General features: G+C 72.3%; 18 protein-coding genes. 14 read left to right on the top strand and 4 right to left on the bottom strand.

Annotated features, from left to right (window positions below; all coding sequences use genetic code 11):
* Positions 1–60: 60 nt before the first annotated feature.
* Complete coding sequence (locus tag AC067U_RS27505) at positions 61–741, top strand: DUF4190 domain-containing protein (RefSeq protein ID WP_478832475.1); 681 nt, start codon at positions 61–63, stop codon at positions 739–741.
* A gap of 30 nt (positions 742–771) precedes the next feature.
* Here AC067U_RS27505 and AC067U_RS27500 read toward each other — a convergent pair whose 3' ends face one another.
* Both AC067U_RS27500 and AC067U_RS27495 read right to left on the bottom strand, forming a co-directional pair.
* On the bottom strand, positions 772–2,352 hold the full coding sequence (locus AC067U_RS27500) for a TROVE domain-containing protein (protein WP_478832474.1): 1,581 nt from the start codon (positions 2,350–2,352) through the stop codon (positions 772–774).
* A gap of 419 nt (positions 2,353–2,771) precedes the next feature.
* Complete coding sequence (locus AC067U_RS27495; RefSeq protein WP_478832473.1) at positions 2,772–3,332, bottom strand: NADAR family protein; 561 nt, start codon at positions 3,330–3,332, stop codon at positions 2,772–2,774.
* 174 nt (positions 3,333–3,506) lie between these two features.
* Here AC067U_RS27495 and AC067U_RS27490 point away from each other — a divergent pair, with 174 nt between their 5' ends.
* The 7 genes from AC067U_RS27490 (at position 3,507) to AC067U_RS27460 (ending at position 11,398) form a co-directional block, all read left to right on the top strand.
* A complete protein-coding gene (locus AC067U_RS27490; RefSeq protein WP_478832472.1) occupies positions 3,507–5,021 on the top strand; it encodes a gamma-aminobutyraldehyde dehydrogenase in 1,515 nt (504 codons plus the stop codon).
* Positions 5,022–5,077: 56 nt separating this feature from the next.
* Positions 5,078–6,328 carry a polyamine ABC transporter substrate-binding protein gene (locus AC067U_RS27485; protein ID WP_478832471.1) on the top strand — a complete coding sequence of 417 codons (1,251 nt, stop codon included), beginning with the start codon at positions 5,078–5,080 and terminating at the stop codon, positions 6,326–6,328.
* 57 nt (positions 6,329–6,385) lie between these two features.
* Positions 6,386–7,555: an ABC transporter ATP-binding protein gene (locus tag AC067U_RS27480; protein ID WP_478832470.1), complete on the top strand. Its 1,170-nt coding sequence runs from the start codon at positions 6,386–6,388 to the stop codon at positions 7,553–7,555.
* Positions 7,552–8,484, top strand: coding sequence for an ABC transporter permease (locus AC067U_RS27475; protein ID WP_478832469.1), 933 nt, complete (start codon positions 7,552–7,554; stop codon positions 8,482–8,484). Before AC067U_RS27480 ends, AC067U_RS27475 begins: the two co-directional genes overlap by 4 nt.
* Positions 8,484–9,278: an ABC transporter permease gene (locus AC067U_RS27470; RefSeq protein ID WP_478832468.1), complete on the top strand. Its 795-nt coding sequence runs from the start codon at positions 8,484–8,486 to the stop codon at positions 9,276–9,278. Before AC067U_RS27475 ends, AC067U_RS27470 begins: the two co-directional genes overlap by 1 nt.
* A gap of 32 nt (positions 9,279–9,310) precedes the next feature.
* Positions 9,311–10,726: an NAD(P)/FAD-dependent oxidoreductase gene (locus AC067U_RS27465; RefSeq protein WP_478832467.1), complete on the top strand. Its 1,416-nt coding sequence runs from the start codon at positions 9,311–9,313 to the stop codon at positions 10,724–10,726.
* A 207-nt stretch (positions 10,727–10,933) separates the two neighbouring features.
* A complete protein-coding gene (locus AC067U_RS27460; protein ID WP_478832466.1) occupies positions 10,934–11,398 on the top strand; it encodes a hypothetical protein in 465 nt (154 codons plus the stop codon).
* Here the strand turns inward: AC067U_RS27460 and AC067U_RS27455 are convergent.
* Positions 11,386–12,171 (bottom strand): phosphatase PAP2 family protein, encoded by a 786-nt coding sequence (locus tag AC067U_RS27455; RefSeq protein ID WP_478832465.1) that lies wholly within the window; start codon positions 12,169–12,171, stop codon positions 11,386–11,388. The genes AC067U_RS27460 and AC067U_RS27455 overlap by 13 nt on opposite strands.
* A gap of 180 nt (positions 12,172–12,351) precedes the next feature.
* Positions 12,352–13,704: a 4-aminobutyrate--2-oxoglutarate transaminase gene (gabT, locus tag AC067U_RS27450; protein ID WP_478832464.1), complete on the bottom strand. Its 1,353-nt coding sequence runs from the start codon at positions 13,702–13,704 to the stop codon at positions 12,352–12,354.
* 226 nt (positions 13,705–13,930) lie between these two features.
* On the opposite strand from gabT, the gene AC067U_RS27445 reads away from it, so the two are divergent.
* The 6 genes from AC067U_RS27445 to AC067U_RS27420 all read left to right on the top strand — a co-directional run bounded on the left by AC067U_RS27445 (position 13,931) and on the right by AC067U_RS27420 (position 25,279).
* Entirely contained in the window at positions 13,931–16,420 is a 2,490-nt protein-coding gene (locus tag AC067U_RS27445; protein ID WP_478832463.1) for an ATP/GTP-binding protein, read from the top strand.
* Between the two features lie 177 nt (positions 16,421–16,597).
* A complete protein-coding gene (locus tag AC067U_RS27440) occupies positions 16,598–18,178 on the top strand; it encodes a PucR family transcriptional regulator (RefSeq protein ID WP_478832462.1) in 1,581 nt (526 codons plus the stop codon).
* A gap of 470 nt (positions 18,179–18,648) precedes the next feature.
* Positions 18,649–20,094 carry an aldehyde dehydrogenase family protein gene (locus AC067U_RS27435; RefSeq protein ID WP_478832461.1) on the top strand — a complete coding sequence of 482 codons (1,446 nt, stop codon included), beginning with the start codon at positions 18,649–18,651 and terminating at the stop codon, positions 20,092–20,094.
* 535 nt (positions 20,095–20,629) lie between these two features.
* Positions 20,630–22,576 (top strand): acyl-CoA dehydrogenase family protein, encoded by a 1,947-nt coding sequence (locus tag AC067U_RS27430; protein WP_478832460.1) that lies wholly within the window; start codon positions 20,630–20,632, stop codon positions 22,574–22,576.
* A 154-nt stretch (positions 22,577–22,730) separates the two neighbouring features.
* Complete coding sequence (gene dxr, locus AC067U_RS27425) at positions 22,731–23,981, top strand: 1-deoxy-D-xylulose-5-phosphate reductoisomerase (RefSeq protein ID WP_478832459.1); 1,251 nt, start codon at positions 22,731–22,733, stop codon at positions 23,979–23,981.
* Positions 23,978–25,279 (top strand): M50 family metallopeptidase, encoded by a 1,302-nt coding sequence (locus tag AC067U_RS27420; RefSeq protein WP_478832458.1) that lies wholly within the window; start codon positions 23,978–23,980, stop codon positions 25,277–25,279. The genes dxr and AC067U_RS27420 overlap by 4 nt, the downstream gene beginning before the upstream one ends.
* The last annotated feature ends 40 nt before the right edge of the window (positions 25,280–25,319 follow it).

The raw sequence follows: 25,319 nt of genomic DNA, 5'->3' as shown, positions 1-25,319 counted from the left end.
AGGCCCGGTCGCTGTCGGCGGCAGCCCGTAGCATGGCGGGGTACCAGAGGGGGGAGCCGCATGACCGAGCAGAGGCCCGAACCGAACGATCCGTGGGCGCCGCCGGACCAGGGTGCCGTGCCGGGAGGTCCGGGCGCCACGCCTGCCACGCCCTCGGTGCACGACCAGCCGACGATCATCGGCATGCCCGGGGCCGGCGGACCCCCGCCGGCCGAGGGCCGGCAGCCCGCGGCCGACCCGGGCCCCGGGTCCGGAGCGCCGGCGCAGGCGGGCGCGCCGTACGGGTACCCGCCCGCGGGCGGCGGCGGTTACGGCTATCCGACCCACACGGGCAGGCAGCCCGAGCAGACCGTGTACCCGGGCTACCCGGGCTACCCGGGATATCCGGCACAGACGGCCTACCCGCCGTACGGCGCCCCGATGAGCAACGGCTTCGGGATCACCGCGCTGGTGCTCGGCATCATCTCGGCGGTCGCGTTCTGCCTCAGCTTCGTCGCCGTGATCATCGGCATCGTGGCGATCATCTTCGGAGTCCTGGGCCGGGGCCGGGTCGCGCGGGGCGAGGCGGACAACGGGGGAGTGGCGCTGGCCGGCATCATCCTCGGCGCCGTCGGGGTCGTCATAGGCGGTGTGCTGGCCGCGATCACGGTGATCGCCTTCGTCCAGGACGTGCAGGACGACGACGACTACGAGTACACGCCGCCGTCCACCTCGACCTCCCAGGTGCTGCACCGCGCCTGAGCCGGTCCGCACCGGCGGGGCGTACGGCCCTCAGCTCGTCCAGGGCCAGTCGGCGGACCGGCCGGCCTCGATCAGCGGGACCATCCGGAACGCCGCGTCCGTGAGGCCGCCGAAGGTGTACCGCGGCCGGCCGGTGGAACTGTGGCCGACCCGATAACCCGTCAGGTTCCACACGTAGACGGGCACCTGATCGGGGACCTGGTCGGTCGGCCCGCCGGACCGGTGGTGCGCGGCCTGCTCGTCGGTGATGATCAGAACACGGTCGTGGTCCCGGTAGTGCCTGCGGACCGCCTCGGTGGTGTCCGTCCCGCCGAGGTCGCCGAAGCGCTCGACCACCCGCAGCACCGATTCCCCCCGCGCGAACTCCACGGGTGCGCTGCCGGTGCCGAACTCGACGAGGTCGGCGGACTCCGCCCGCAGGGCCAGCGCGGTCCCGAACACGGCCGCGGCATCCGCCCAAGACAGCTGCGAGCGGTCGGACAGCTGCGACCAGAACATCGAGCCGGAGCGGTCCACCAGCACCAGGGTGCGCCCCGGCAGCTCCGGTACGTGAGCCAGGGACAGGCCGAGCGCCTTCTCCAGCGGCTCCGCCCAGCGCGGTGACGGGGCGTGCCGGTGCGCGGCGAGGTAGCGGAAGGGGAACTGCCGGGCCGTGGCGACGACCCGGGGGTCGGAGATCCTCGCCGCGACCTGCGCGGCCACCGCGTCCGACACCCCGGCCCCGTCGAAGTTCCGCAGGTTGCGCAGGAGGGCCATCGGGCCCATCGACGGGATCACCGCCTCCCAGGCGGCCGCGTCCATCGGCCCCTGCAGCCAACCCGCCAGTGACTCCCAGGTCATGCCCGCCGCAGCCAGCCGCTCCGCGGCGCCTGGCGCGGTGACCACGGCACGGCGGTCGGCCACCGGCAGTTCCATCAGCGCCCGGTGGGCGGTGAGGGTGCGACTGCCGACGGGTGGCACGGCCTCCGGGCGGTGCCGCCGGTCGAGGGCGTATCGGAACAGGTCGCCCTGCCAGGGTTTGGCCGGGTCGGGGGAGGCGTGCACCAGGTTGAGCACGTCACCGAAGCGGAAGCGCTGGGAAGGGGTGTCGTATTTCAGCAACGCGCCGGCCGAGTAGAGCCGCCGGACGGCGTCGGCGATTCCGCGTTTGACGGGCTTGGGCACGTTCCGTCCGTGCGTGGCCGTCCAGTACCGGAGGAGTTCGCCGGGCTCGTCGGCACGCTGGAGCACGGAGTCGACGACGGTCCGGTTGGACGGGCCGCCGGTCGCTCCGACCTCGAGCCGGGCGGCGACGTATTCGGCTGCGCCGACGATCGCGGCGGTGCGGATGTTGCCCTCGCCCCGCAGCCAGCCCAGGAGGTCGGCCGTCCAGCCGGGGTCTTCGACGGCGAGCCGCCGTACGAGCTGCGCGAACCGGGTGTCGCGAGCCTGCCCGCTCTCGTAGAAGGAGCGCTGGGAGGCGAAATGGGACACGGCGAGGAGGAACAGCTCGGAACGCGGCTCGCGTTCGCGGCCGGGCCCGCCTTCCCAGGTGAGGGGAGCGCCCTCGGCGATCAGCTCGGCGGTCCGTGCCGCCGTGCTGCTGACGGGATCGGTCCAGATCTTGGACATGAGGGGACGGTAACGGGCGATCTGCTCCCCCTGGAGGTGTGGGACGGCGCGGAACGGAACGGATCCGGGGTGCCCGAGATCGGAAGTCGGCGACGGACACGGAGCCCGGCGAGCTGCCTGGCTGCTCCACCGGTCCGGGCCGCGCGGGCCGGACCGGGTGGGATTCGAACCCACGGCCTCCGGGTTGGAAGGAGCCGTAGCCTGCGCACCGGGCGCTCCCCGGACGCACCTCCCGAGTTCAGAAGTGGCGGCGGCATGGCGTCGTCAGTGGAAGTAGCCGCAGCCGGCGCACCGGGAGGTGCGTTCACGCGCTGCACGCTAACGGCGGGACACAGCGGGCCGCCACCGAATTAGCCGGTGGCTGCGTCGCCGACCGCACCCCCTCAGGCCCGGCCCCCGCACGTCAGGCCGCGCCCCCGTCAGGCCAGGCCCTCGCCCGACCGGAGCCGGTCCCGCGCCTCCATCAGGGCGAAGCCGAGCAGGTTCAGCCCGCGCCAGCGGCCCGGGTCCAGGGCCCGCTCGTCGTCGGCGGGCAGCCCGATGCCCCAGATCCGGTCCAGCGGGCTGGCCTCCACCAGCACCCGCTCGCCCGTGCCCAACAGGAACCCGAGCAGTTCCGGGGTGGAGGCGAACTTGTGCGTGCTGCCCGCCACCACGATGTCGTACCGCTCGCGCTCCCAGACCGCGTCGTCGAAGCCGCGCACCAGTCGGCCGGCCTTCTTCGCCTCCGCCGGGGTGCCGGCCGCCAGCGCGGCCCGTTCCGCTTCGGCGTCGCCGAACAGCCGTGCCTTCTCGGCCATCATCCAGTGCTCCGCCGTCGCGTACTCGACGTCACCCACCGTGAACGGGGAAGGCCACCACTGGCTCAGACAGCTCGGTCCCAGTGATCCGTCCGGCCGCGGACGGTGCCCCCAGAAGGGCAGATACTTGACCCGTTCACCCCGGCTGACCTGCCCGATCAGCGCCTCGATCTGCTCCATGCACGCCAGTCTGGCAGCCGCCACGGACACTTCGTACGGGATTTGCTGTCAGTCTCGACACATGGTCGACCGATTCCGTCGCGTAATCAAAAGGCAACAACGGAATCACTTGGCGGAGTCGAACGCCTCTGTCAGGATCGGCCTTCAATTCGAGCTGGAGCTACGGAGAGCGTGATGGGCAACCGCTTCCAGATCAAGGACCGCTTCGCAGAGGGCGCGCAGTACATCGACGGGCGGCTGCGGCCCGGTACCTCAGGACGGTCACACACCGTTGTCAATCCCGCAACCGGAGAGGGTGTCCTCGACTACGAGCTGGCCGGCACTGCCGACGTGGACCTGGCCGTCGCCGCAGCCAAGCGGGCCTTCCCCGGCTGGGCCGCGGCCACCCCCGGCGAGCGTTCCGACGCCCTGCACCGGCTGGCCGCGGTCCTCGCCGAGCAGGCCGAGGACTTCGCGTACGCCGAATCCGTCCAGTGCGGCAAGCCGCTCAAGCTCTCCACCGAGTTCGACGTACCGGGCACGATCGACAACACCGCGTTCTTCGCGGGCGCCGCCCGCCACCTCCAGGGCCAGGCCGCCGGCGAGTACTCCGGCGACCACACCTCCTACGTACGCCGCGAGCCGATCGGCGTCATCGGCTCCATCGCCCCCTGGAACTACCCGCTCCAGATGGCCGCCTGGAAGATCCTCCCGGCCGTCGCCGCGGGCAACACCATCGTGCTCAAGCCCGCCGAGCTCACCCCGCTCACCTCGCTGATGTTCGCCCAGGCGGCCACGGAGGCGGGCATCCCCGACGGCGTGATCAACGTCGTCACCGGGGCCGGCCGGGACACCGGGGAGCACCTGGTGGGCCACCCGGACGTGGTGATGACCTCCTTCACCGGCTCCACCGCCGTCGGCAAGCGCGTCGCCGAGATCGCCACCACCACCGTCAAGCGGCTCCACCTGGAGCTCGGCGGCAAGGCCCCCTTCCTCGTCTTCGACGACGCCGATGTGGAGGCCGCCGCGCACGGGGCGGTCGCCGCCTCCCTCATCAACACCGGACAGGACTGCACCGCCGCCACCCGGGCCTACGTCCAGCGCCCGCTGTACGAGGCCTTCACCGCCCGGGTCGCCGAGCTGATGGAGACCGTACGCCTGGGCGACCCCTTCGCCCCCGGCACCGACCTCGGCCCGCTGGTCTCCCACGCCCAGCGCGACCGGGTGGCCGGCTTCGTCGAGCGGGCCCGGGCGTACGCCACCGTGGTCACCGGCGGGGAGGTACCCGGCGGCGAGCTGGCCGACGGGGCCTACTACCGGCCCACCCTCATCGCCGACGCGCCCCAGGACAGCGAGGTGGTCCAGGCGGAGATCTTCGGCCCGGTGCTCGTGGTCCTCCCCTTCGACACCGACGACGAGGGCATCGCGCTGGCCAACGACACCCCCTACGGCCTCGCCGCCTCCGCCTGGAGCCGTGACGTCTACCGGGCCGGCCGCGCCACCCGGGAGATCAAGGCCGGCTGCGTGTGGGTCAACGACCACATCCCGATCATCAGCGAGATGCCGCACGGGGGCTACAAGGCGAGCGGCTTCGGCAAGGACATGTCCTCCTATTCGTTCGAGGAGTACACGCAGGTCAAGCATGTGATGTACGACAACACCGCGGTGGCGGCCAAGGACTGGCACCGCACGATCTTCGGGGACCGATAGCCACCCTTTCTCACCGCCCGACCAGCGGTGGTACACCTCCCGAAAGGCAACAGCGCATGGAGCAGTACGAGCCCGACCGCCTCTCGGCGGCGCAACTCGCCGCGATGCGGCGCAGCCTGACGAGCGGACGCGGAGCCCTCACCCGCCGCTCGCTGCTGCGCGCCTCCGGAGTCGGGGCGCTCACCCTCGGCGGCCTGTCCGCCCTGACCGCCTGCGGCATCCCGGCCGCCAAGCGAGAGGGCCCGGGAGCGCCGGCCTCCGAGGACCACTCGGCGACGGAGAAGGAGCTCAACTTCTCCAACTGGACCGAGTACATGGACATCAGCGAGGACGAGAAGTCCCGCCCGACCCTCGCCGAGTTCACCAAGCGCACCGGGATCAAGGTCAAGTACACCGAGGACATCAACGACAACGTCGAGTTCTTCGGCAAGATCAGGCCGCAGCTCGCGGCCGGCCAGGACACCGGCCGCGACCTGATCGTGGTCACCGACTGGCTGGCCGCCCGCATGATCCGGCTCGGCTGGGCACAGAAGCTCGACGCCTCCCACCTGCCGCACGCCTTCGCCAACCTGTCCCCGCAGTTCCGCAGCCCCGACTGGGACCCGGGCCGCGTCTACAGCTACCCGTGGACCGGCATCTCCACCGTCATCGCCTACAACACCAAGGCCACCGGCGGGAAGAAGGTCGACTCGGTCACCCAGCTCCTCGACGACCCCTCCCTCAAGGGCCGGGTCGGCTTCCTCACCGAGATGCGCGACTCGGTCGGCATGACCCTGCTCGACATGGGCAAGGACCCGGGCAGTTTCACCACCGCCGACTACGACGCCGCCATCGGCCGGCTCCAGAAGGGCGTGGACAAGAAGCAGATACGCCGCTTCACCGGCAACGACTACACCTCCGACCTGGACAAGGGCGACCTCGCCGCCTGCCTCGCCTGGGCCGGCGACATCATCCAGCTCCAGGCCGACAACCCCGACATCCAGTACGCCATCCCGGCCGCCGGCTACATCACCTCCAGCGACAACCTGCTGGTCCCCGCCAAGGCCCGGCACAAGGCCAATGCCGAGAAGCTCATCGACTACTACTACGAGCTCCCGGTCGCCGCCCAGCTGGCCGCGTACATCAGCTACGTCTGCCCCGTCGAAGGCGTCAAGGACGAGCTCGCCAAGATCGATCCCGCGCTCGCGGACAACACCCTGATCGTCCCGGACAAGGCCATGGCCGCGAAGTCGCACGCCTTCCGCTCCCTCACCTCCGAGGAAGAGACGGCGTACGAGGAGAAGTTCACCAAGCTCATCGGCGCCTGACGGGCCCCTCGGCCTCCGCCCCCTCCCGCCCACCACAGACAACCGGGACCGCGACCCATGACTGACACGACCACCACCGGCGGCGACGTCCGCCTCAGCGGGATCAGCAAGCACTACGGCTCCTTCACCGCCGTGCACCCGCTCGACCTCACCATCCCCCAGGGCTCGTTCTTCGCCCTGCTCGGCGCCTCGGGCTGCGGCAAGACCACCACCCTGCGCATGATCGCCGGCCTGGAGGACCCCTCCACCGGCACGGTCAGCCTCGGTGACCGGGAGGTCACCCACCTGCCGCCGTACAAGCGCCCGGTGAACACGGTCTTCCAGAGCTACGCGCTCTTCCCGCACATGGACATCTTCGAGAACATCGCGTTCGGCCTGCGCCGCCGCGGCATCAAGTCGGTCAGGAAGCAGGTCGACGAGATGATCGACCTGGTCCAGCTCGGCGAGCACGCCCGCAAGAAGCCGCACCAGCTCTCCGGCGGCCAGCAGCAGCGCGTCGCCGTCGCCCGCGCCCTGATCAACCACCCCCAGGTGCTCCTCCTCGACGAGCCCCTCGGCGCCCTGGACCTGAAGCTGCGCCGCCAGATGCAGCTGGAGCTCAAGCGGATCCAGACCGAGGTCGGCATCACCTTCGTGCACGTCACACACGACCAGGAGGAGGCCATGACCATGGCCGACACGGTCGCGGTCATGAACGGCGGCCGGGTCGAGCAGCTCGGCGCCCCCGCCGAGCTGTACGAGAACCCGCGCACCACCTTCGTGGCGAACTTCCTCGGCACCTCCAACCTCATCCAGGCCTCCGTGGAGTCGGCCGGCGAGGAGGTCGTGGTCTCGGCGGGCGGGACGAAGCTGCGGCTGCCGGGCGCCCGCTGCTCCACCACCCCGCGCTCCGGCGGCGCGCTGCTGGTCGGTGTCCGCCCCGAGAAGATCTCCCTGGTCCCGGCCGAGGAGGAGCACACGATCGCCGAGGGCCGCAACAAGGTGACCGGCAAGATAGCCGACTCCTCCTTCATCGGCGTCTCCACCCAGTTCGTCATTGACAGCCCGGTCTGCGCCGAGCTGGAGGTGTACGTGCAGAACATCGAGCGCGACGCCCGCCTCGTCCCCGGCGCCGAGGTGGTGCTGCACTGGAACCCGGAGCACACCTTCGGGCTGGACGCCTCGCAATCCCTGCTTGCCGGGACGATGGGCGACGCCGGCGTCGAGACGGTCGAGGAGGGCGCATGACCGCCACCGCCGAGGCGCCGCCGAAGGCGCCCGCCGCCGCGGAACCCCCGGTCCACAAGCCCTCCGCCCGCAAGCGGCTGGTCCCGTACTGGCTGTTGCTGCCCGGCATCCTGTGGCTGCTGGTCTTCTTCGTCCTCCCGATGGTCTACCAGGCCTCGACCTCCGTGCAGACGGGCTCGCTGGAGGAGGGCTTCGAGGTCACCTGGCACTTCCAGACCTACTGGGAGGCCTTCACCGAGTACTACCCGCAGTTCCTGCGCTCCCTGCTGTACGCCGGCACCGCCACCGCGCTGTGCCTGCTGCTGGGCTACCCGCTCGCCTACCTGATCGCCTTCCGGGCGGGCCGCTGGCGCAACCTGCTGCTGATCCTGGTCATCGCGCCGTTCTTCACCAGCTTCCTGATCCGCACCCTCGCCTGGAAGACGATCCTCGCGGACAGCGGCCCGGTGGTCGGCGTGCTGAACAGCCTGCACGTCCTGGACGTCACCAGCTGGCTCGGCATGACCGAGGGCGACCGGGTGCTGGCCACGCCGCTCGCGGTGGTCTGCGGCCTGACGTACAACTTCCTGCCCTTCATGATCCTGCCGCTGTACACCTCGCTGGAGCGCATCGACACCCGGCTCCACGAGGCCGCCGGCGACCTCTACGCCACGCCCCTGACGACCTTCCGGAAGGTGACGTTCCCGCTGTCCATGCCGGGCGTGGTCTCCGGAACCCTGCTCACCTTCATCCCGGCGAGCGGCGACTACGTGAACGCGGAACTGCTCGGCTCCACCGACACCCGCATGATCGGCAACGTCATCCAGTCGCAGTACCTGCGCATCCTCGACTACCCGACGGCGGCCGCGCTGTCGTTCATCCTCATGGCGATCGTGCTGATCATGGTCACCATCTACATCCGCCGAGCGGGGACGGAGGACCTGGTCTGATGCAGTGGCTCCGACGCAATCTCGTCGTCATCGCGGGTCTGAGCACCCTCGCGTACCTGATCCTGCCGAACGTCGTCGTGACGGTGTTCTCCTTCAACAACCCCACCGGGCGGTTCAACTACGCCTGGCAGGAGTTCTCGCTGGACGCCTGGAAGGACCCCTGCGGGGTCGCCGACCTGTGCGGCTCCCTCGCGCTCTCCCTCCAGATCGCCCTCTGGGCCACCATCGGCGCGACCGTCCTCGGCGCGATGATCGCCTTCGCCCTCGTCCGCTACCGCTTCAAGGCGCGCGGCGCGGTCAACTCGCTGATCTTCCTGCCGATGGCCATGCCGGAGATCGTGATGGCGGCCTCGCTGCTCGCGCTCTTCCTCAACATGGGCATCGAGCTGGGCTTCTGGACGATCCTGATCGCCCACGTCATGTTCTGCCTCAGTTTCGTCGTCGCCGCCGTCAAGGCACGCGTCCTGTCGATGGACCCCCGGCTGGAGGAAGCCGCCCGCGACCTCTACGCGGGACCGGTGCAGACCTTCCTGCGGGTCACCCTGCCGATCGCCGCCCCCGGCATCGCGGCCGGCGCGCTGCTGTCCTTCGCGCTGTCCTTCGACGACTTCATCATCACCAACTTCAACTCGGGCAGCACCGTCACCTTCCCCATGTTCGTGTGGGGATCGGCCCAGCGCGGCACGCCCGTCCAGATCAACGTCATCGGTACGGCGATGTTCGTCATCGCGGTGCTGGTGGTCCTCGCCGGCCAGATGGCCGGCAACCGCCGCAAGAAAGCACAACCGAAGTAGCGCCCGAGTAACTCTGTAGGGAGTTGGAAGCCATGGCCCCAGTCGCCATGCGAAGTGTCACACGATCCCTTTCCGACGCGGCCCCGGTCTCGTACTGGCTCGACGACCCCGGCAAGCCGGCCGCACAGCCCGCCCTCACCAGCGACGAGAGCTGCGACCTGCTGGTCATCGGGGCCGGCTACAGCGGTCTGTGGACCGCGCTGCTCGCCAAGGAGCGCGACCCAGGCCGGGACGTCGTACTGATCGAGAGCAAGGAGGCGGGCTGGGCCGCCTCCGGCCGGAACGGCGGCTTCTGCGCCGCCTCCCTCACCCACGGCTTCGCCAACGGGCTCGCCCGCTGGCCGGGCGAACTCGCGAAGCTGGAGGAGCTGGGCGCCCGCAACCTCGACGGGATCGAGGAGGCGGTCGCCCGCTACGGCATCGACTGCGACTTCGAACGCACCGGCGAGATCGACGTGGCCACCGAACCCCACCAGGTCCAGGAGCTGCGCGAACTGCACGAGGAGGCCGAACGGCTCGGCTTCGGCGGGGCCGTCTTCCTCGACCGCGACGCCGTCCGGGACGAGGTCGACTCGCCCACCTTCCTGGCCGGGCTGTGGGACCGCGACGGCGTGGCCATGCTCCACCCGGCCAAACTCGCCTGGGGCCTGAAGCAGGCCTGCCTCGGCCTCGGCGTGCGGATCTACGAGAACACCCGCGGCCTGTCGCTGAGCTCCTCCGGCGCCGGGATGGCCGTACGCACCCCCTACGGCCGGGTCTTCGCCCGCCGGGTCGCGCTCGGCACCAACATCTTCCCGTCCCTGGTCCGGCGGATCCGGCCGTTCACCGTCCCGGTGTACGACTACGCGCTGATGACCGAGCCGCTCAGCGAGGAGCAGCTGGCCGCCGTCGGCTGGAAGAACCGGCAGGGTCTGGGCGACAGCGCCAACCAGTTCCACTACTTCCGGATCACCCCGGACAACCGGATCCTGTGGGGCGGCTACGACGCGATCTACCCCTACAAGGGGAAGCTCAACTCCGACTACGACCACCGTCCCGAGACCTACCTCAAGCTGGCCCAGCACTTCTTCACCTGCTTCCCCCAGCTCGACGGACTGCGGTTCAGCCACGCCTGGGGCGGCGCCATCGACACCTGCTCGCGGTTCTCGGCCTTCTTCGGCACCGCGCACTCGGGGCGGGTCGCCTACGCGGCCGGCTACACCGGCCTCGGGGTCGGCTCCACCCGTTTCGGCGCGGACGTGATGCTGGACCTGCTGGACGGCGAGCGCACCGAGCGCACCGAACTGCAGATGGTGAAGTCCAAGCCGATGCCGTTCCCGCCGGAGCCGATCGCCTGGACCGGGATCGCCCTCACCAAGTGGTCCCTGGCCCGCGCGGACGCCCGGGGCGGCCGTCGCAACCTGTGGCTGAAGACGATGGACAAGTTCGGCCTCGGCTTCGACAGCTAGGGCCACTCCGACCCTGATCCGCCGGACAGGCCCCGAGCAGCACTGCCGTGCGACCCGCACGCCCCCGGCGCACTCCGCGGGGGGCGCCACGCGGCATTTCACCTCCACGAGGGCACCGAACCCGCGTCATCACCGGGCGCGGGCGCGCTCTCTCCCCGTGACAGCCCTCTTTCCGGAGGGACCGCACGGGGAAACGGAGGCCGGGCCATGCAGAGCCCTGAGCCCAGGGAGTTCAAGACGGCGGTGGAATGGCTGGTCTCGGCGGCGCCGGACCCCCGGACCTGCCGGTGGGAATGGGAGCGCAACCCGTACGGCGTGGCACTGCTGCCCGCCGGGCGGCAGTGGGACGTGCTGATCCTCCCCGGGCGGCTCGGCCGGGCCACCTTCGAGGTGCTGACCCTGCTGCTCGCCCGGCCCGGCCCGGTGCTCGCCGACTTCGGGAGCGCCCGGCTGGGCTTCTTCGTGCCCGAGGGCACCGCCTCGCGCTGGCTGGGCACCGGCGTACGGGGAGCCGGTCGCGGCACCTGGATCGCGGTGCCGTACCCGGGCCGGGCCGTGGGCGGGGCGCGCTGGCTGGTGGTCCCGGACGGCAAGGGGACCCTGACCGACCCGGCGGTCCTGGAGCTGGCGATGCACGAGGCGGCGGCGCTGGTGGCCGGTCAGCCCGGGTGACGGGCGCCCCGCGCGGCGCCGACCCCCAGCAGCAGCGGGGTACAGAGCAGCACGGCGGCCAGTACGTCCAGCGGCCAGTGGAACCCGCGCAGGACCAGTCCCACGCCCGTCGCCGCGGTGAGCAGGACGGCGGCGGCCGCCGGCCAGCGGCGCCGGGTGTAGGGGGAGACGAGCAGGGCCGCGCCGACGTAGGCGGTCAGCGCGGTGGCGGTGTGGCCCGACGGGAAGTAGCCCGCGGCGAAGGGCTCCAGCGGCCCCGGCCGGGCCGTCCACTCCTTGAGCGGCACGACCAGAGCGGGGACCAGCGCCATCGCCAGTCCCGCGGCGAGCACCGCGCGGCGGCGCGCCCCGCGCCACAGCGCGTACGCCATGGCCAGGACCAGCACGGGTACGGCGACCGTGATGTTGCCGAGGTCGGCGAGGGGGTCGGTGACCGGGTCCGGGACGGTCCGTACCAGGGACCGGCTGAGGGCCTCGTCGGGGGCCAGCAGCGGGCCGCGGACGAGCACCTGCCAGGTGACCAGGGCCAGTCCGGCGAGGCAGAGGAAACCGAGAAGGAGAAGGAGGGGGGTGGCCGGCCGTCCCGGAACAGGGGGGATGGTTCCGGGACGGCCGGCCGGATCGGTTCGGCGCGCGCCCCGGGGGGTTTGGGGCGGGCGTTCGTCCGATCTCCGAGGAGTGAAATGCTGCGCGAACGCATGCCCGGTACGGCGCTGGGGAAGCCCGGTTCCGGGGTCGCCCGCGGTTTCCCGCGGGCGGGGTGTCTCACTCATCTGCAGAAACCGTACGGCAGCACAGGGGGGACCGACAGCAGGATCGCGTTCCTGCCATCGGCCCCCCACACGTTCTTCACAACGCCCGACCGTTACCGCCGGTACCGGTCGAGCAGGGTGTCGGCCGTCCGATCGGCTGTCCGACCGCTGACCGGGCGGAACGGCCGATCCGGCTCCGGATCAGACGGTGTCGGTGGCACCGATGCCGGCGAACGCGGCCTCGATCAGGTCCAGGCCCTCGTTCAGCAGGTCCTCGCCGATGACGATCGGCGGGAGGAAGCGGAGCACGTTGCCGTAGGTGCCACAGGTGAGGACGAGCAGGCCCTCGGCGTGGCAGGCCTTGGCGAGCGCGCCGGCCGCCTCCGGGTTCGGGGTCTTGGACGCGGGGTCCTTGACCAGCTCGATCGCGATCATGGCGCCGCGGCCGCGGATGTCGCCGATGATGTCGTACTTCTCCTGCATCGCGGAGAGGCGGGACTTCATGATGGACTCGATCTTCTTCGCCTTGGCGTTGAGGTCGAGCTCCTTCATGGTCTCGATGGAGCCGAGCGCACCGGCGCAGGCCACCGGGTTGCCGCCGTAGGTGCCGCCCAGGCCGCCCGCGTGCGCGGCGTCCATGATCTCGGCGCGGCCGGTCACGGCGGCGAGCGGCAGGCCGCCCGCGATGCCCTTGGCGGTGGTGATCAGGTCGGGGACGATGCCCTCGTCCTCGCAGGCGAACCACTGGCCGGTGCGGCAGAAGCCGGACTGGATCTCGTCCGCGACGAAGACGATGCCGTTCTCGTTGGCGAACTTCACGATCTCCGGCAGGAAGCCCTTGGCCGGCTCGATGAAGCCGCCCTCGCCGAGCACCGGCTCGATGATGATCGCGGCGACGTTCTCCGGGCCGATCTGCTTGGTGATCTGGTCGATCGCCTGCTTGGCGGCCTCGGGGCCGCAGTTCTCCGCACCGGTGGGCCAGCGGTAGCCGTAGGCGACCGGCACGCGGTAGACCTCGGGGGCGAACGGACCGAAGCCGTGCTTGTACGGCATGTTCTTCGCGGTCAGCGCCATGGTCAGGTTGGTGCGGCCGTGGTAGCCGTGGTCGAAGACGACGACGGCCTGGCGCTTGGTGTACGCACGGGCGATCTTGACGGCGTTCTCGACGGCCTCGGCGCCGGAGTTGAACAGCGCCGACTTCTTCGCGTGGGTGCCCGGGGTCAGCTCGGCCAGCGCCTCACAGACCTCCACGTAGCCCTCGTACGGGGTCACCATGAAGCAGGTGTGGGTGAAGTTCTCCAGCTGCGCGGTGGCGCGGCGCACCACGGCCTCGGCGGAGGCGCCGACCGAGGTCACGGCGATGCCGGAGCCGAAGTCGATCAGGCGGTTGCCGTCGACGTCCTCGATGATGCCGCCGTCCACGCGGGCCGTGAACACGGGCAGCACGGAGCCCACGCCGCCGGCGACCGACGACAGCCGACGGGCCTGAAGCTCCTGCGACTTGGGGCCGGGGATCGCGGTGACGAGCTTGCGCTCCTGCGGGACAGAGGTCATAGGGGGGCTCCTGGGGTGGTTTCGGACGCACTTGTGTCTTTGATCCGCAGGCTAGGCCCGGGGGAGGGCCTCGGGCATGCTCCGTTCGGTAGTGGTGCCCGCGTGTCCTTGTCCGTGACGGCCATACGGGGTGTCTTGTGGATCGGGCCCGGATACGGCAGTTGCGGCGCGGGCGGGCACTAGATTGAGCGGCGCAGCACCGGGACTTGGCAGGGGGCAGGGGTTCATGGACACGGACGGCACGTACGGCGGGCGCGCGGGGAACGGGGGGAACGGGAGGCCGGACGCGGTGCGGCCGCCGGACGCCCCGGGGCCGGCCGGACTCCCGCCCGCGCGAGCGCCGAAGCCCGCCGCGGACGGACTCGCCCCACCGCCCGTCTCCGCCGCACCGCCGGCGCCTTCGGTCCCGCCGCCGGCCGCGGCCCCGCCTTCCGCCGGGTCGCCCTCCCTTCCCCGGCCCCCCGCGCACCGGCCCGACGCGCGGCCCTCGCTCGTCGACTGGCTGCGGACGCCCCGGCGTTCGGACGGTCCCGGGGTCTGGAGCTACGGGCACGTCCCGCGGCCCGACACCGCCCCCGACGAGATGCCGGCCCGGGCGATGCTGTCGGGCGCCGTGATCTCCCTGCTCGCCTGCGTGCTGGTCTGGTCGCTGCTGCGCAGGGGCTACATCCCGTACTGGACCGTCCCGGTGAAGCTGTTCACTCCGGCGGACTGGTGGGACCGGCTGAACGGCGGGCCGGTGCCCGGCACCGGCGGCGACGCGGCACTGGCGATCTACGAGCTGCTCCTCGTGGCCGGCCTGCTCTACGGCTTCGGCAGGCTCGGTGGCTGGCGGGAGGCCTGGAACCGCCTCGCCGCCCCCCGGGCCGGGGTGCGGGTGGCGCTCGCCGTCGCCGGCGCCCTGATCACCGTCGCCCTGGTGGCCGAGCAGGCCCTGCCGCTCGGCCCGGTCGTCTACAGCCTGCTGCCCATCGACCGCAGCGGCACCATGGAGGCGGCCGTCGCGAACGGCGAGATGGCCGAGACTGCCGACCTGCTGATCCGGCTGGCCGTGCTGGTCCCCTTCGGCTGGCTCGCCCTCGGCCGCTCCGCCCGCCGCCGCGCCGGCGCCGCCGGAGAAGCCCCCGCCCCCGCCCCCGGCGGGGCCGAGGACCCGGCCGGCTGGCCGCAACTGAGGGCCGCCGGACTGGCCGAGGCCGCCGAGCGGCTGGGCGCCGAGGCCGCGGCCGGCCGGATGAACGACGTGGACGCCGCCCGGATCCGCCGGGCCTGGGACTCGGTCACCGCCGACCCCGGCCGCCGTACCGCCTTCGCCGACGCCGTGCGCGGCCGGGGCGCCGGTGCCTGCGCGCACCCCTCCGGAGCCCGCGACCTGCCCGTCCGGACCGCCCGGCACGACCTGCTGGCCCGTCAGGTCCGGCTCGGCACGGTCGCCGACGAGGAGCGCAACCCGTACCCGCGCCGCGGCACCGGCCTGGCCCTCGACCCGGCCGTGCTCGGCACCTCGATGGTCGCCGTCGGCCCCTCCGGCGCGGGGAAGACCCGTCGGCTGGTCCGCCCGGTCGTCGAGTCGCTCGCCCTCCAGGCGCTCGCCGGACAGGCCGCCGTCGTCGCCGTCTGCCCGGCCGGCACCCCGCTCGGGTCCGACGAGGCGTACGACGTCGTCATCCGGATCGGCGACCCCACCACCCTCCACGACCTCGACCTCTACGGCGGCACCACCGACCCCGACGAGGCCGCGGGACTGCTCGCCGAAGCGCTGGCCGGCGACCAGACGGGCACCGAGGTGCGCCGGGCCGCGACCGCGCTCGCCCAGCTGCTCGGGCCGTTCCGGGCCGCACACGGGCGCTTTCCCGGCGTCCCCGAACTCCGCGAGCTCCTCGACCGGGCCCCCGCCGCCGAGGAGCGGCTGCGCAGCACCCTGGAGGCCGCCGGGCAGCACGCGATGCTCCGCGAGCTCGACGCCCGCGACCGGCAGCACGGCGCCCCCGGTGACCCCGGCCCGCTGCTCACCGGACGGATCGCCCTGCTGGACCGGCCCGCCTTCCAGGGCTTCTTCGACACCACCGGCCGACAGGGCCGCCCCTTCTCCCTGCGGACCCTGGAGCACCCCGTCCGGGTCCGCGTCGAACTGCCCGAACACGGGCACGCCGACGCCTCCCGGATGCTGGCCCGGCTGCTCCTGGCCCAGTTCACCGCCGGGGCCACCGCCCGTGCCGACCGCTCCCTCTTCGCCTTCCTCGCCCTGGACGACGCCGCCCACACCCTGACCCCCGAGTCCGTACGGGGCCTCCAGCGGCTGCGCTCGGCGAACGCCGGAGTGCTGCTCGCCCTGCGCAGCCTGGACGACGTACCGGAGACCCTGCGGGCCCCGCTGCTCGGCGCCGTCGGCTGCCGGGCCGCGTTCGCCGGGGTCACCACCTGGGACGGGCAGCGTTTCGCCGAGGCCTGGGGCACCGAATGGGTGGAGACCCGGGACGTCACCCACCGCACGGTCTACGCCGACCAGCCGCTCACCCGCATGGTCAACTCCTTCCGCAAGCTGGTCACCGGCAAGGCCGTGACCACGGACGCGGTGACCGTCCGGCAGGTCGAGCGGGAGCGGTGGTCCGCCTCGGAGCTCGCGCACGCCGTGCCGGCCGGGCACGCGGTGCTCTCGCTGACCTCCGTACAGGGGGAGCGGGCGGCTCCGCTGCTGGTCCGGCTGGACGGCTGAGCCCGGGGGACCGGCCGGACGGGTCCGGCGAACCGGGCGGCGCGGTACCCGTACGGGGTGGCAGAATCGAGCTGAGCCGTTCATACGCCACGGCGAAAATCTCCGCAGCCGAATCCCTCCAGCTGAATCCCCGCAGCCGAATTCCCGCCGCCCCCACGAAAGCCGTGACCGAAGCCGATGCCGCTCACCCTCGCCTCGCTCGTCCAGCACTCGGCGCTCAAGCTCAGCGTCCGCGCGGGGGAGGGCCGCCTCGACACCCCCGTGCGCTGGGCGCACGTCAGTGAGCTCGCCGACCCCGTGCCCTACATGGAGGGCGGCGAACTCCTACTGATCACCGCGATGAAACTGGACGCGGACGACCCGGAGGAGATGCGGCGGTACGTGCGCCGGCTCGCCGCCGCGGGTGTCGTCGGCATCGGCTTCGCCGTCGGCGTGAACTACGAGGCCGTCCCCGAGGCACTGGTCGAGGCCGCGCGGTCCGAAGACCTGCCGCTGCTGGAGGTGCCGCGGCGCACCCCGTTCCTCGCGATCAGCAAGGCCGTCTCCGCCGCCCTGGCGGCCGACCAGTACCGGGCCGTGACCGCCGGCTTCGAGGCGCAGCGGGAGCTGACCCGCGCCGCGCTCTCCGCAGAGGGTCCCGCCGAGCTGCTCGCGAAGCTGGCCGCGCACGTCCAGGGCTGGGCCGCGCTCTACGACGCCTCCGGCACGGTCGTGGCCGCCGCCCCGGAGTGGGCCGCGCGCCGGGCCGCCCGGCTCACCGCCGACGTGGAGCGGCTGCGCGAGCGGCCCGCGCCCGCCAGCGCCGTCGTCGGCGGCGCCGAGGACCGGGTCGAACTGCAGTCCCTGGGCACCGGGCGGCGGGCCCGGGGCGCGCTGGCCGTCGGCACCGAGGCCCCGCTGGGCACCGCCGAGCGGTACGCCGTGCACTCCGCGGTCGCCCTGCTCACCCTCACCACCGAACGCTCCCGCTCGCTGCGCGACGCCGAGACCCGGCTCGGTTCGGCCGTGCTGCGGATGCTGCTCGCCGGGGAGGCCGAACACGCCCGGTCGGTGGCCGGGGACCTGTACGGGGCCCTGCTGGAGGCGCCGTTCCGGCTGGTCATCGCGGAGCCGGCGCTGGCCGGCACGGCCCAGCCGGAGGGGCTGGCGGTGCTCGCCGACGCGGTGGAGGCGGCGGCGGGCCGTACCGGCGAGGCGCTCCTGGTGGTCCCGGAACAGGGTCGGCTGGTGATCCTCGCCGCGGACGGCGGGGCGGCGGTGCAGACCGTGGCCGACCACGCGGAGGCGCTGGAGTCCCGCCGGGGCCGCGACGCGACCGGCCCCGAACCGGACGAACTCGTGATCGGACTGTCCGCGCCGGCCGGGCCGGCGACCGCCGCGGCGGCGTTCAAGCAGGCCGACCAGGCGCTGGCGGTGGCCCGTCGGCGGGGCCGGCCACTGGTCGAGCACGAGGACCTCGCGGCCGGGTCGGTCCTGCCGCTGCTGGCGGACGACGCCGTACGCGCCTTCGCCGAGGGCACGCTGCGGGCGCTGCGGGACCACGACGCGACCGGCCGGGGCGATCTGGTCGCCTCGCTGCAGGCGTGGCTGTCCCGGCACGGCCAGTGGGATGCCGCTGCCGCCGACCTGGGCGTCCACCGGCACACCCTCCGCTACCGGATGCGGCGGGTCGAGGAGATACTCGGCCGCTCCCTGGACGACCCGGACGTCCGTATGGAGCTGTGGCTCGCCTTGAAGGCGTCCGCCCCACCGGCGTAGCCACGTGCGTAGCCGCTGCGGCCCCTCCCCTCCCCGCCCCTTCCCGAAACGGGGGCTCCGCCCCAGACCCCACCCCCCCGTGCGGGGCGGATCGGCCGGCCGGGTCTGCGGGCCCGTGGTGGCTGGTCGCGCACTTCCCCGCGCCCCTGGGCATCCCCAGCCCCGCCGGCGTTTGAGGCGCGGGGCGTGGGGGCGGAGCCCCCCCCAAGCGGGGGCTGGGGCCGCAGGTCCCAGTTTCGGGAAGGGGCCGGGAGGGGAAAGGCCCGCGCAGCGGACCCCCGCTGACCTGCGGCAACGGCGGCCGGCGTGGCCGGTGCGGCAGGAAACACTGCCAAAGCGGCGAAGGGCGCCGCAAAGGTTCTCCACCGCGGACAAGCCACAGAACGGGCGCGCCCCCCTACCTTGAGAGGGACAGGCAGCGCCCTGCGCCGCACACCGCACACCGCACTCCACGAAGGGCCGGGATTCGCATGACTTCCACCCACGCCTTCTGGCTCGCCGGCCGCCAGGCCACCGGCGAGGACAGCTTCGACGTCCACAACCCGTGGGACGGCCGTCTCGTCGGCACCGTCAGCGTGCCCACCGACGCCCAGGTCGAAGAGGCCGTGGCCGCGGCGTACGCCGTGACGGCGGAGTTCTCCGCGACCCCCGCCCACGTCCGGGCCGCCGCCCTCGACCACGTGTCGAAGCGGCTCGCCGAGCGCACCGAGGAGATCGCCCAGCTGATCTCCGCCGAGAACGGCAAGCCCATGAAGTGGGCCCGCGGTGAGGTCGGCCGTGCGGTGTCCGTGTTCCGCTTCGCCGCCGAAGAGGCCCGCCGTTTCAACGGCGGAGACGCCCAGCGCCTCGACACCGACGCCGGCGGCGTCGGCCGTCTGGCCCTGACCCGCCGCTTCGTCAAGGGCCCGGTCCTCGGCATCGCCCCGTTCAACTTCCCGCTGAACCTGTGCGCCCACAAGGTCGCCCCGGCCATCGCCGTCGGCGCCCCGATCATCCTGAAGCCGGCCCCGGCCACCCCGCTGTCCGGTCTGATCCTCGGTGAGCTGCTCGCCGAGACCGACCTGCCGGCCGGTTCCTGGTCCGTGCTGCCCGTCGCCAACGAGAAGATGCCGGCCCTGGTCAAGGACGACCGCCTGCCCGTCATCTCCTTCACCGGTTCCGACACCGTCGGCTACGCCATCCAGCAGTCGGTGCCCCACAAGCACTGCACCCTGGAGCTCGGCGGCAACGCCGCGGCCGTGGTCCTCGACGACTGGGCCTCGGACGCCGACCTCGACTGGGCCGCGACCCGTATCGCGACCTTCTCGAACTACCAGGCCGGCCAGTCCTGCATCTCGGTGCAGCGCGTGATCGCCACCGCCTCCGTCTACGACCGCCTCGCCGAGAAGGTCGTCGCCAAGGTGCAGGCGCAGGTCACCGGTGACCCGTCCGACGACGCCACCGACGTCGGCCCGCTCGTCTCCGAGGACGCCGCCAAGCGCGTCGAGGCGTGGGTCGAGGAGGCCGTCTCCGCCGGCGCGAAGCTGCTGACGGGTGGCAAGCGCACGGGCGCCTCGGTCGAGCCGACCGTCCTCGCGGACGTTCCGGCGGGCGTCAAGCTGGCCACCGAAGAGGTCTTCGGGCCGGTCCTCACCCTCACGAAGGTCGAGGACACCGACGAGGCGTTCGCCGCCGTCAACGACTCGAAGTTCGGTCTGCAGACCGGCGTCTTCACCCGCGACATCCAGACCGCGTTCCGCGCGCACCGCGAGCTCGAGGTCGGCGGCGTCATCATCGGCGACGCCCCCTCCTACCGCGCCGACCAGATGCCGTACGGCGGCGTCAAGCAGTCCGGCGTGGGCCGTGAGGGCGTCCGCTACGCGATGGACGACTACACGTACGAGCGCGTCCTGGTCCTGACCGGCCTCGACATCTGATCTCGTACGGCCCACAAGCCGACGGCCGGAGCCTACTGTGCGGGGGCTCCGGCCGTCCCCCTTTTCTCCCGCCCCGCGAAGCGCCCCTGAGGGACTGTCAGAGCCCCTGCCGCAGGAACTCCGGGCGTTCGCCCGTCGACCGGGTCCTGCTCGACTCCAGTAGGCGCAGCTCGGACACCGGGATCCGCTGCCGCCGACCGGCGCCCTCCGGGAAACGGGCGGGGCGCACCCAGGGCCGGGCGCACCCCGGACCGGCCGCACCCACCGTGCCGGACGCACCCGGACGTGTGAAGTCCGGGGCCGGATCCGCCGCCGCGGCCACCGACGGGGCGAAGGGGCAGGTCGGACCCGGCGCGTCAGCCCTCGTCCGCGGGCCGGGACCGCCCGGGTTCCCCCGCCCTGCCCAACCCCGCTTTTCCGGGCGGACGGGATTGGGTACGACTGACAGGTAGCACCCACCGGTAGTGCCATCCGGTGATCGCACCCCCGGCAATCGCAACGAGTCCCCGACTCCGGCGGCGAGGTGAGCTCCTCAATGTCCGCAACACAGCCCGCACAGCAGCCCAAGGTGACCGAGCGCGAGGCCCGGCAGGTCGCAGAGGCGGCCCGGGAGGCCGACTGGCGCAAGCCCAGCTTCGCCAAAGAGCTCTTCCTCGGCCGGTTCCGGCTCGACCTGATCCATCCGCACCCCGTGCCCGGCGAGGAGGACGTCCGCCGCGGCGAGGCGTTCCTGGCCCGGATGCGGGAGTTCTGCGAGACGCAGATCGACGGGCAGCGCATCGAGCGCGAGGCCCGCATCCCCGACGAGACCGTGCGCGGGCTCAAGGAGCTCGGCGCCCTCGGCATGAAGATCGACCCCAAGTACGGGGGGCTTGGCCTCACCCAGGTCTACTACAACAAGGCGCTCGCCCTGGTCGGCTCGGTCAGCCCGGCCATCGGCGCGCTGCTCTCCGCGCACCAGTCCATCGGCGTGCCCCAGCCGCTGAAGATGTTCGGCACCCAGGAGCAGAAGGACGCCTTCCTGCCCCGCCTCGCCACCACCGACATCAGCGCCTTCCTGCTCACCGAGCCCGACGTCGGCTCCGACCCCGCCCGGCTGGCCACCACCGCCGTGCCCGACGGCGAGGACGCGTACGTCCTGGACGGGGTGAAGCTGTGGACCACCAACGGGGTGGTCGCCGACCTCCTCGTGGTCATGGCCCGGGTACCCAAGAGCGAGGGACACAAAGGCGGCATCACCGCCTTCGTCGTCGAGGCCGACTCGCCGGGCATCACCGTCGAGCACCGCAACGCCTTCATGGGGCTGCGCGGCCTGGAGAACGGCGTCACCCGCTTCCACCGGGTCAGGGTGCCCGCCGCGAACCGGATCGGCCCCGAGGGCGCCGGGCTGAAGATCGCGCTCACCACCCTCAACACCGGCCGGCTCTCCCTGCCCGCCATGTGCGTCGGTGCCGGCAAATGGTGCCTGAAGATCGCCCGCGAGTGGTCCGCGGTCCGCGAGCAGTGGGGCCGGCCGGTGGCCAGGCACGAGGCCGTGGGCGCGAAGATCTCCTTCATCGCCGCCACCACCTTCGCCCTGGAGGCCGTCGTCGACCTCGCCTCCCAGATGGCCGACGAGGACCGCAACGACATCCGCATCGAGGCCGCCCTCGCCAAGCTCTACGGCTCGGAGATGGCCTGCCTGATGGCCGACGAGCTGGTCCAGATCCGCGGCGGACGCGGCTTCGAGACCGCCGAGTCGCTGGCCGCGCGCGGCGAGCGGGCCGTCCCCGCCGAGCAGCTGCTCCGCGACCTCCGCATCAACCGGATCTTCGAGGGCTCCACCGAGATCATGCACCTGCTGATCGCCCGCGAGGCCGTCGACGCCCACCTCTCGGTCGCCGGTGACCTCATCGACCCGGAGAAGGACCTCGGCGACAAGGCGAAGGCGGGCGCCCGTGCCGCCGGGTTCTACGCCCGCTGGCTGCCCAAGCTGGCCGCCGGCCCCGGCCACGTGCCCACCAGCTACCGGGAGTTCCATCCGCGCGGCCACACCGACCTCTCGGTGCACCTGCGCTACGTCGAACGCACCGCTCGCAAGCTCGCCCGCTCCACCTTCTACGCCATGTCCCGCTGGCAGGGCCGGATGGAGACCAAACAGGGGTTCCTCGGCCGGGTCGTCGACATCGGGGCGGAACTCTTCGCGATGAGCGCCGCCTGCGTCCGCGCCGAGCACCTGAGGGTCTCCGGCGACCACGGCCGTGAGGCGTACCAGCTGGCCGACGCCTTCTGCCGGCAGTCCCGGCTGCGGGTGGAGGAGCTGTTCGGCCGCCTGTGGTCGAACACCGACGACCTCGACCGCAAGGTGGTGGCGGGGGTCCTCTCCGGCACGTACACCTGGCTGGAGGAAGGGGTCCTCGACCCGTCCGGCGACGGACCCTGGATCGCGGACGCCGCCCCCGGGCCCTCCGAACGGAAGAACGTCCACCGCCCGATCCGCTGACCGCCCGATCCGCTGACCGTACGGTCCGCCCGCCACCGCCCGCCCGTTCCGCCGGCCGCACGGCCCCGGATACTCCCCTCCCCGCCGCCGTCCCGGCGGCGGGGAGGGGGAGGGCCGTGTCCGGGCACTCCCGGGTTCCGGCAAGAATGGGGGCATGAGCGACAGCCCAGCCCCCCTCGCCGATCCGCACCTCCTCTTCGACGCCGCGGCCGGCCGCCGGGACATCGTCATCCTCGGGTCCACCGGCTCCATCGGCACCCAGGCCATCGACCTCGTCCTGCGCAACCCCGGTCTCTTCCGGGTGACCGCGCTGTCCGCCGCCGGCGGCCGGGCCGAGCTGCTCGCCGAGCAGGCCCACCGGCTGCGGGTCGAGAAGGTCGCGGTGGCCCGCGAGGAGGCCGTACCCGCCCTCAAGGCAGCGCTGAGCGACCGCTACGGCGCGGAGCCGCAGCCCGAGATCCTGGCCGGCCCCGGCGCGGCGGCCGAGCTGGCCGCCTCCCCCTGCCACACCGTCCTCAACGGCATCACCGGCTCCATCGGCCTCGCGCCCACCCTCGCCGCCCTGGAGGCCGGCCGGACCCTCGCCCTCGCCAACAAGGAGTCGCTGATCGTCGGCGGCCCGCTGGTGAAGAACCTGGCGAAGCCCGGCCAGATCATCCCGGTGGACTCCGAGCACGCGGCGCTGTTCCAGGCGCTGGCCGCCGGTACCCGCGCCGACGTCCGCCGGCTGGTCGTCACCGCCTCCGGCGGCCCCTTCCGCGGCCGCACCCGCGCCGAGCTCGCCGCCGTGACCGTGGATGACGCCCTCGCCCACCCGACCTGGGCCATGGGCCCGGTCATCACGGTCAACAGCGCCACCCTGGTCAACAAGGGACTGGAGGTCATCGAGGCGCACCTGCTCTACGACATCCCGTTCGAGCGGATCGAGGTGGTCGTCCACCCGCAGTCCTACGTCCACTCGATGGTGGAGTTCACCGACGGCTCCACGCTCGCCCAGGCCACCCCGCCGGACATGCGCGGACCGATCGCGATCGGCATCGGCTGGCCGCACCGGATCCCCGACGCCGCCCCCGCCTTCGACTGGACCAAGGCCTCCACCTGGGAGTTCTTCCCGCTGGACACCGAGGCCTTCCCGGCCGTGGACCTGGCCCGGCACGTCGGCGGACTCGGCGGCACCGCCCCCGCCGTGTTCAATGCGGCGAACGAGGAGTGCGTCGAGGAGTTTCTGGCCGGTCGGCTGCCGTTCACAGCAATCATGGATACGGTCGCTGCCGTGGTCGAAGAGCACGGAACGCCGGCCGGGGGAACTTCCCTGACGGTCGCGGACGTCCTCGAAGCGGAGACCTGGGCCAGGGCCCGGGCCAGGGAGATGGCGGCGAAGGCCGCCGTGGAGGCGCGCGCATGACAGCTCTCATGACGGTGCTCGGCATAGTCATCTTCGCCGTAGGCCTGCTCGTCTCCATCGCATGGCACGAGCTGGGACACCTCTCCACGGCCAAGCTCTTCGGCATCCGCGTCCCGCAGTACATGGTCGGCTTCGGTCCGACCATCTGGTCGCGGCGGAAGGGCGAGACCGAGTACGGGATCAAGGCCATCCCGATGGGCGGCTACATCCGCATGATCGGGATGTTCCCGCCCGGCGAGGACGGCAAGGTCACCGCCCGGTCCACCTCCCCGTTCCGCACGATGATCGAGGACGCGCGGTCGGCGGCGTACGAGGAGCTGCAGCCCGGAGACGAGACCCGCCTGTTCTACACGCGCAGGCCGTGGAAGCGCGTCATCGTGATGTTCGCCGGGCCCTTCATGAACCTGGTCCTCGCGGTGGCGATCTTCCTCACCACGCTGATGACCTTCGGCGTGAACACCCGGACCACCGTGGTCAGCTCCGTCTCCGACTGCGTCATCCAGCAGAGCGAGAAGCGGGAGGACTGCCGGGCCGGTGACCCGGTCGCCCCCGCCAAGGCCGCCGGGCTGAAGCTGGGCGACAAGATCGTCGCCTTCAACGGCGCCGAGGTCGATGACTGGGCCACCCTGCAGAAGGACATCCGGGCCACCGTCGGCCCCGCCACCCTCACGGTGGAACGGGCCGGACAGCGGCTGGACCTCAAGGCGAACCTGATCGAGAACAAGGTCGCCAAGACCGACGGCCGCGGCCGCTACGTGGACGGCGAGTACGTCACCGCCGGCTTCCTCGGCTTCGCCCCCGCCGGCGGCTACGTGACCCAGTCCTTCGGGCAGTCGCTCACCTACATGGGCGACATGATGCAGTCCGGCGTGCAGTCGATCATCGACCTGCCGTCCCGGATCCCGGCCCTGTGGGACGCGGCCTTCAACGGGGCCGAGCGCGAACAGGACAGCCCGATGGGCATCGTCGGCGCGGCCCGGGTCAGCGGCGAGATCTTCACCCTCGACGTGCCCGCCAAGTACCAGCTGGTGTGGTTCCTGAACCTGCTCGCCGGGTTCAACCTCTCGCTGTTCCTCTTCAACATGCTCCCGCTGCTGCCCCTCGACGGCGGGCACATCGCGGGCGCCCTGTGGGAATCCGTACGGCGGCACACCGCCCGGCTGTTCCGGCGGCCCGACCCCGGCCCGTTCGACGTGGCCAAGCTGATGCCCGTGGCGTACGTGGTGGCCGGCGTGTTCGTCTGCTTCACCGTGCTCGTGATGATCGCGGACGTGGTCAACCCCATCAAGATCACCTGATTGCGCCCGCGTAACCCACGGCGTGAGGAGCCGGACACGA

The organism is Streptomyces sp. NPDC043853 (assembly GCF_056436025.1).
The sequence above is the reverse complement of the archived record's forward strand: the minus strand, read 5'-3'. Positions and strand labels throughout refer to the sequence as shown.

What these genes read in the sequence shown, in the direction of transcription:
- AC067U_RS27505 (WP_478832475.1), top strand. Translation starts at nt 61, where the DNA reads ATGACCGAGCAGAGGCCCGAACCGAACGATCCGTGGGCGCCGCCGGAC.
- AC067U_RS27500 (WP_478832474.1), bottom strand. Translation starts at nt 2,352, where the DNA reads ATGTCCAAGATCTGGACCGATCCCGTCAGCAGCACGGCGGCACGGACC.
- AC067U_RS27495 (WP_478832473.1), bottom strand. Translation starts at nt 3,332, where the DNA reads ATGGAGCAGATCGAGGCGCTGATCGGGCAGGTCAGCCGGGGTGAACGG.
- AC067U_RS27490 (WP_478832472.1), top strand. Translation starts at nt 3,507, where the DNA reads ATGGGCAACCGCTTCCAGATCAAGGACCGCTTCGCAGAGGGCGCGCAG.
- AC067U_RS27485 (WP_478832471.1), top strand. Translation starts at nt 5,078, where the DNA reads ATGGAGCAGTACGAGCCCGACCGCCTCTCGGCGGCGCAACTCGCCGCG.
- AC067U_RS27480 (WP_478832470.1), top strand. Translation starts at nt 6,386, where the DNA reads ATGACTGACACGACCACCACCGGCGGCGACGTCCGCCTCAGCGGGATC.
- AC067U_RS27475 (WP_478832469.1), top strand. Translation starts at nt 7,552, where the DNA reads ATGACCGCCACCGCCGAGGCGCCGCCGAAGGCGCCCGCCGCCGCGGAA.
- AC067U_RS27470 (WP_478832468.1), top strand. Translation starts at nt 8,484, where the DNA reads ATGCAGTGGCTCCGACGCAATCTCGTCGTCATCGCGGGTCTGAGCACC.
- AC067U_RS27465 (WP_478832467.1), top strand. Translation starts at nt 9,311, where the DNA reads ATGGCCCCAGTCGCCATGCGAAGTGTCACACGATCCCTTTCCGACGCG.
- AC067U_RS27460 (WP_478832466.1), top strand. Translation starts at nt 10,934, where the DNA reads ATGCAGAGCCCTGAGCCCAGGGAGTTCAAGACGGCGGTGGAATGGCTG.
- AC067U_RS27455 (WP_478832465.1), bottom strand. Translation starts at nt 12,171, where the DNA reads ATGAGTGAGACACCCCGCCCGCGGGAAACCGCGGGCGACCCCGGAACC.
- gabT (WP_478832464.1), bottom strand. Translation starts at nt 13,704, where the DNA reads ATGACCTCTGTCCCGCAGGAGCGCAAGCTCGTCACCGCGATCCCCGGC.
- AC067U_RS27445 (WP_478832463.1), top strand. Translation starts at nt 13,931, where the DNA reads ATGGACACGGACGGCACGTACGGCGGGCGCGCGGGGAACGGGGGGAAC.
- AC067U_RS27440 (WP_478832462.1), top strand. Translation starts at nt 16,598, where the DNA reads ATGCCGCTCACCCTCGCCTCGCTCGTCCAGCACTCGGCGCTCAAGCTC.
- AC067U_RS27435 (WP_478832461.1), top strand. Translation starts at nt 18,649, where the DNA reads ATGACTTCCACCCACGCCTTCTGGCTCGCCGGCCGCCAGGCCACCGGC.
- AC067U_RS27430 (WP_478832460.1), top strand. Translation starts at nt 20,630, where the DNA reads ATGTCCGCAACACAGCCCGCACAGCAGCCCAAGGTGACCGAGCGCGAG.
- dxr (WP_478832459.1), top strand. Translation starts at nt 22,731, where the DNA reads ATGAGCGACAGCCCAGCCCCCCTCGCCGATCCGCACCTCCTCTTCGAC.
- AC067U_RS27420 (WP_478832458.1), top strand. Translation starts at nt 23,978, where the DNA reads ATGACAGCTCTCATGACGGTGCTCGGCATAGTCATCTTCGCCGTAGGC.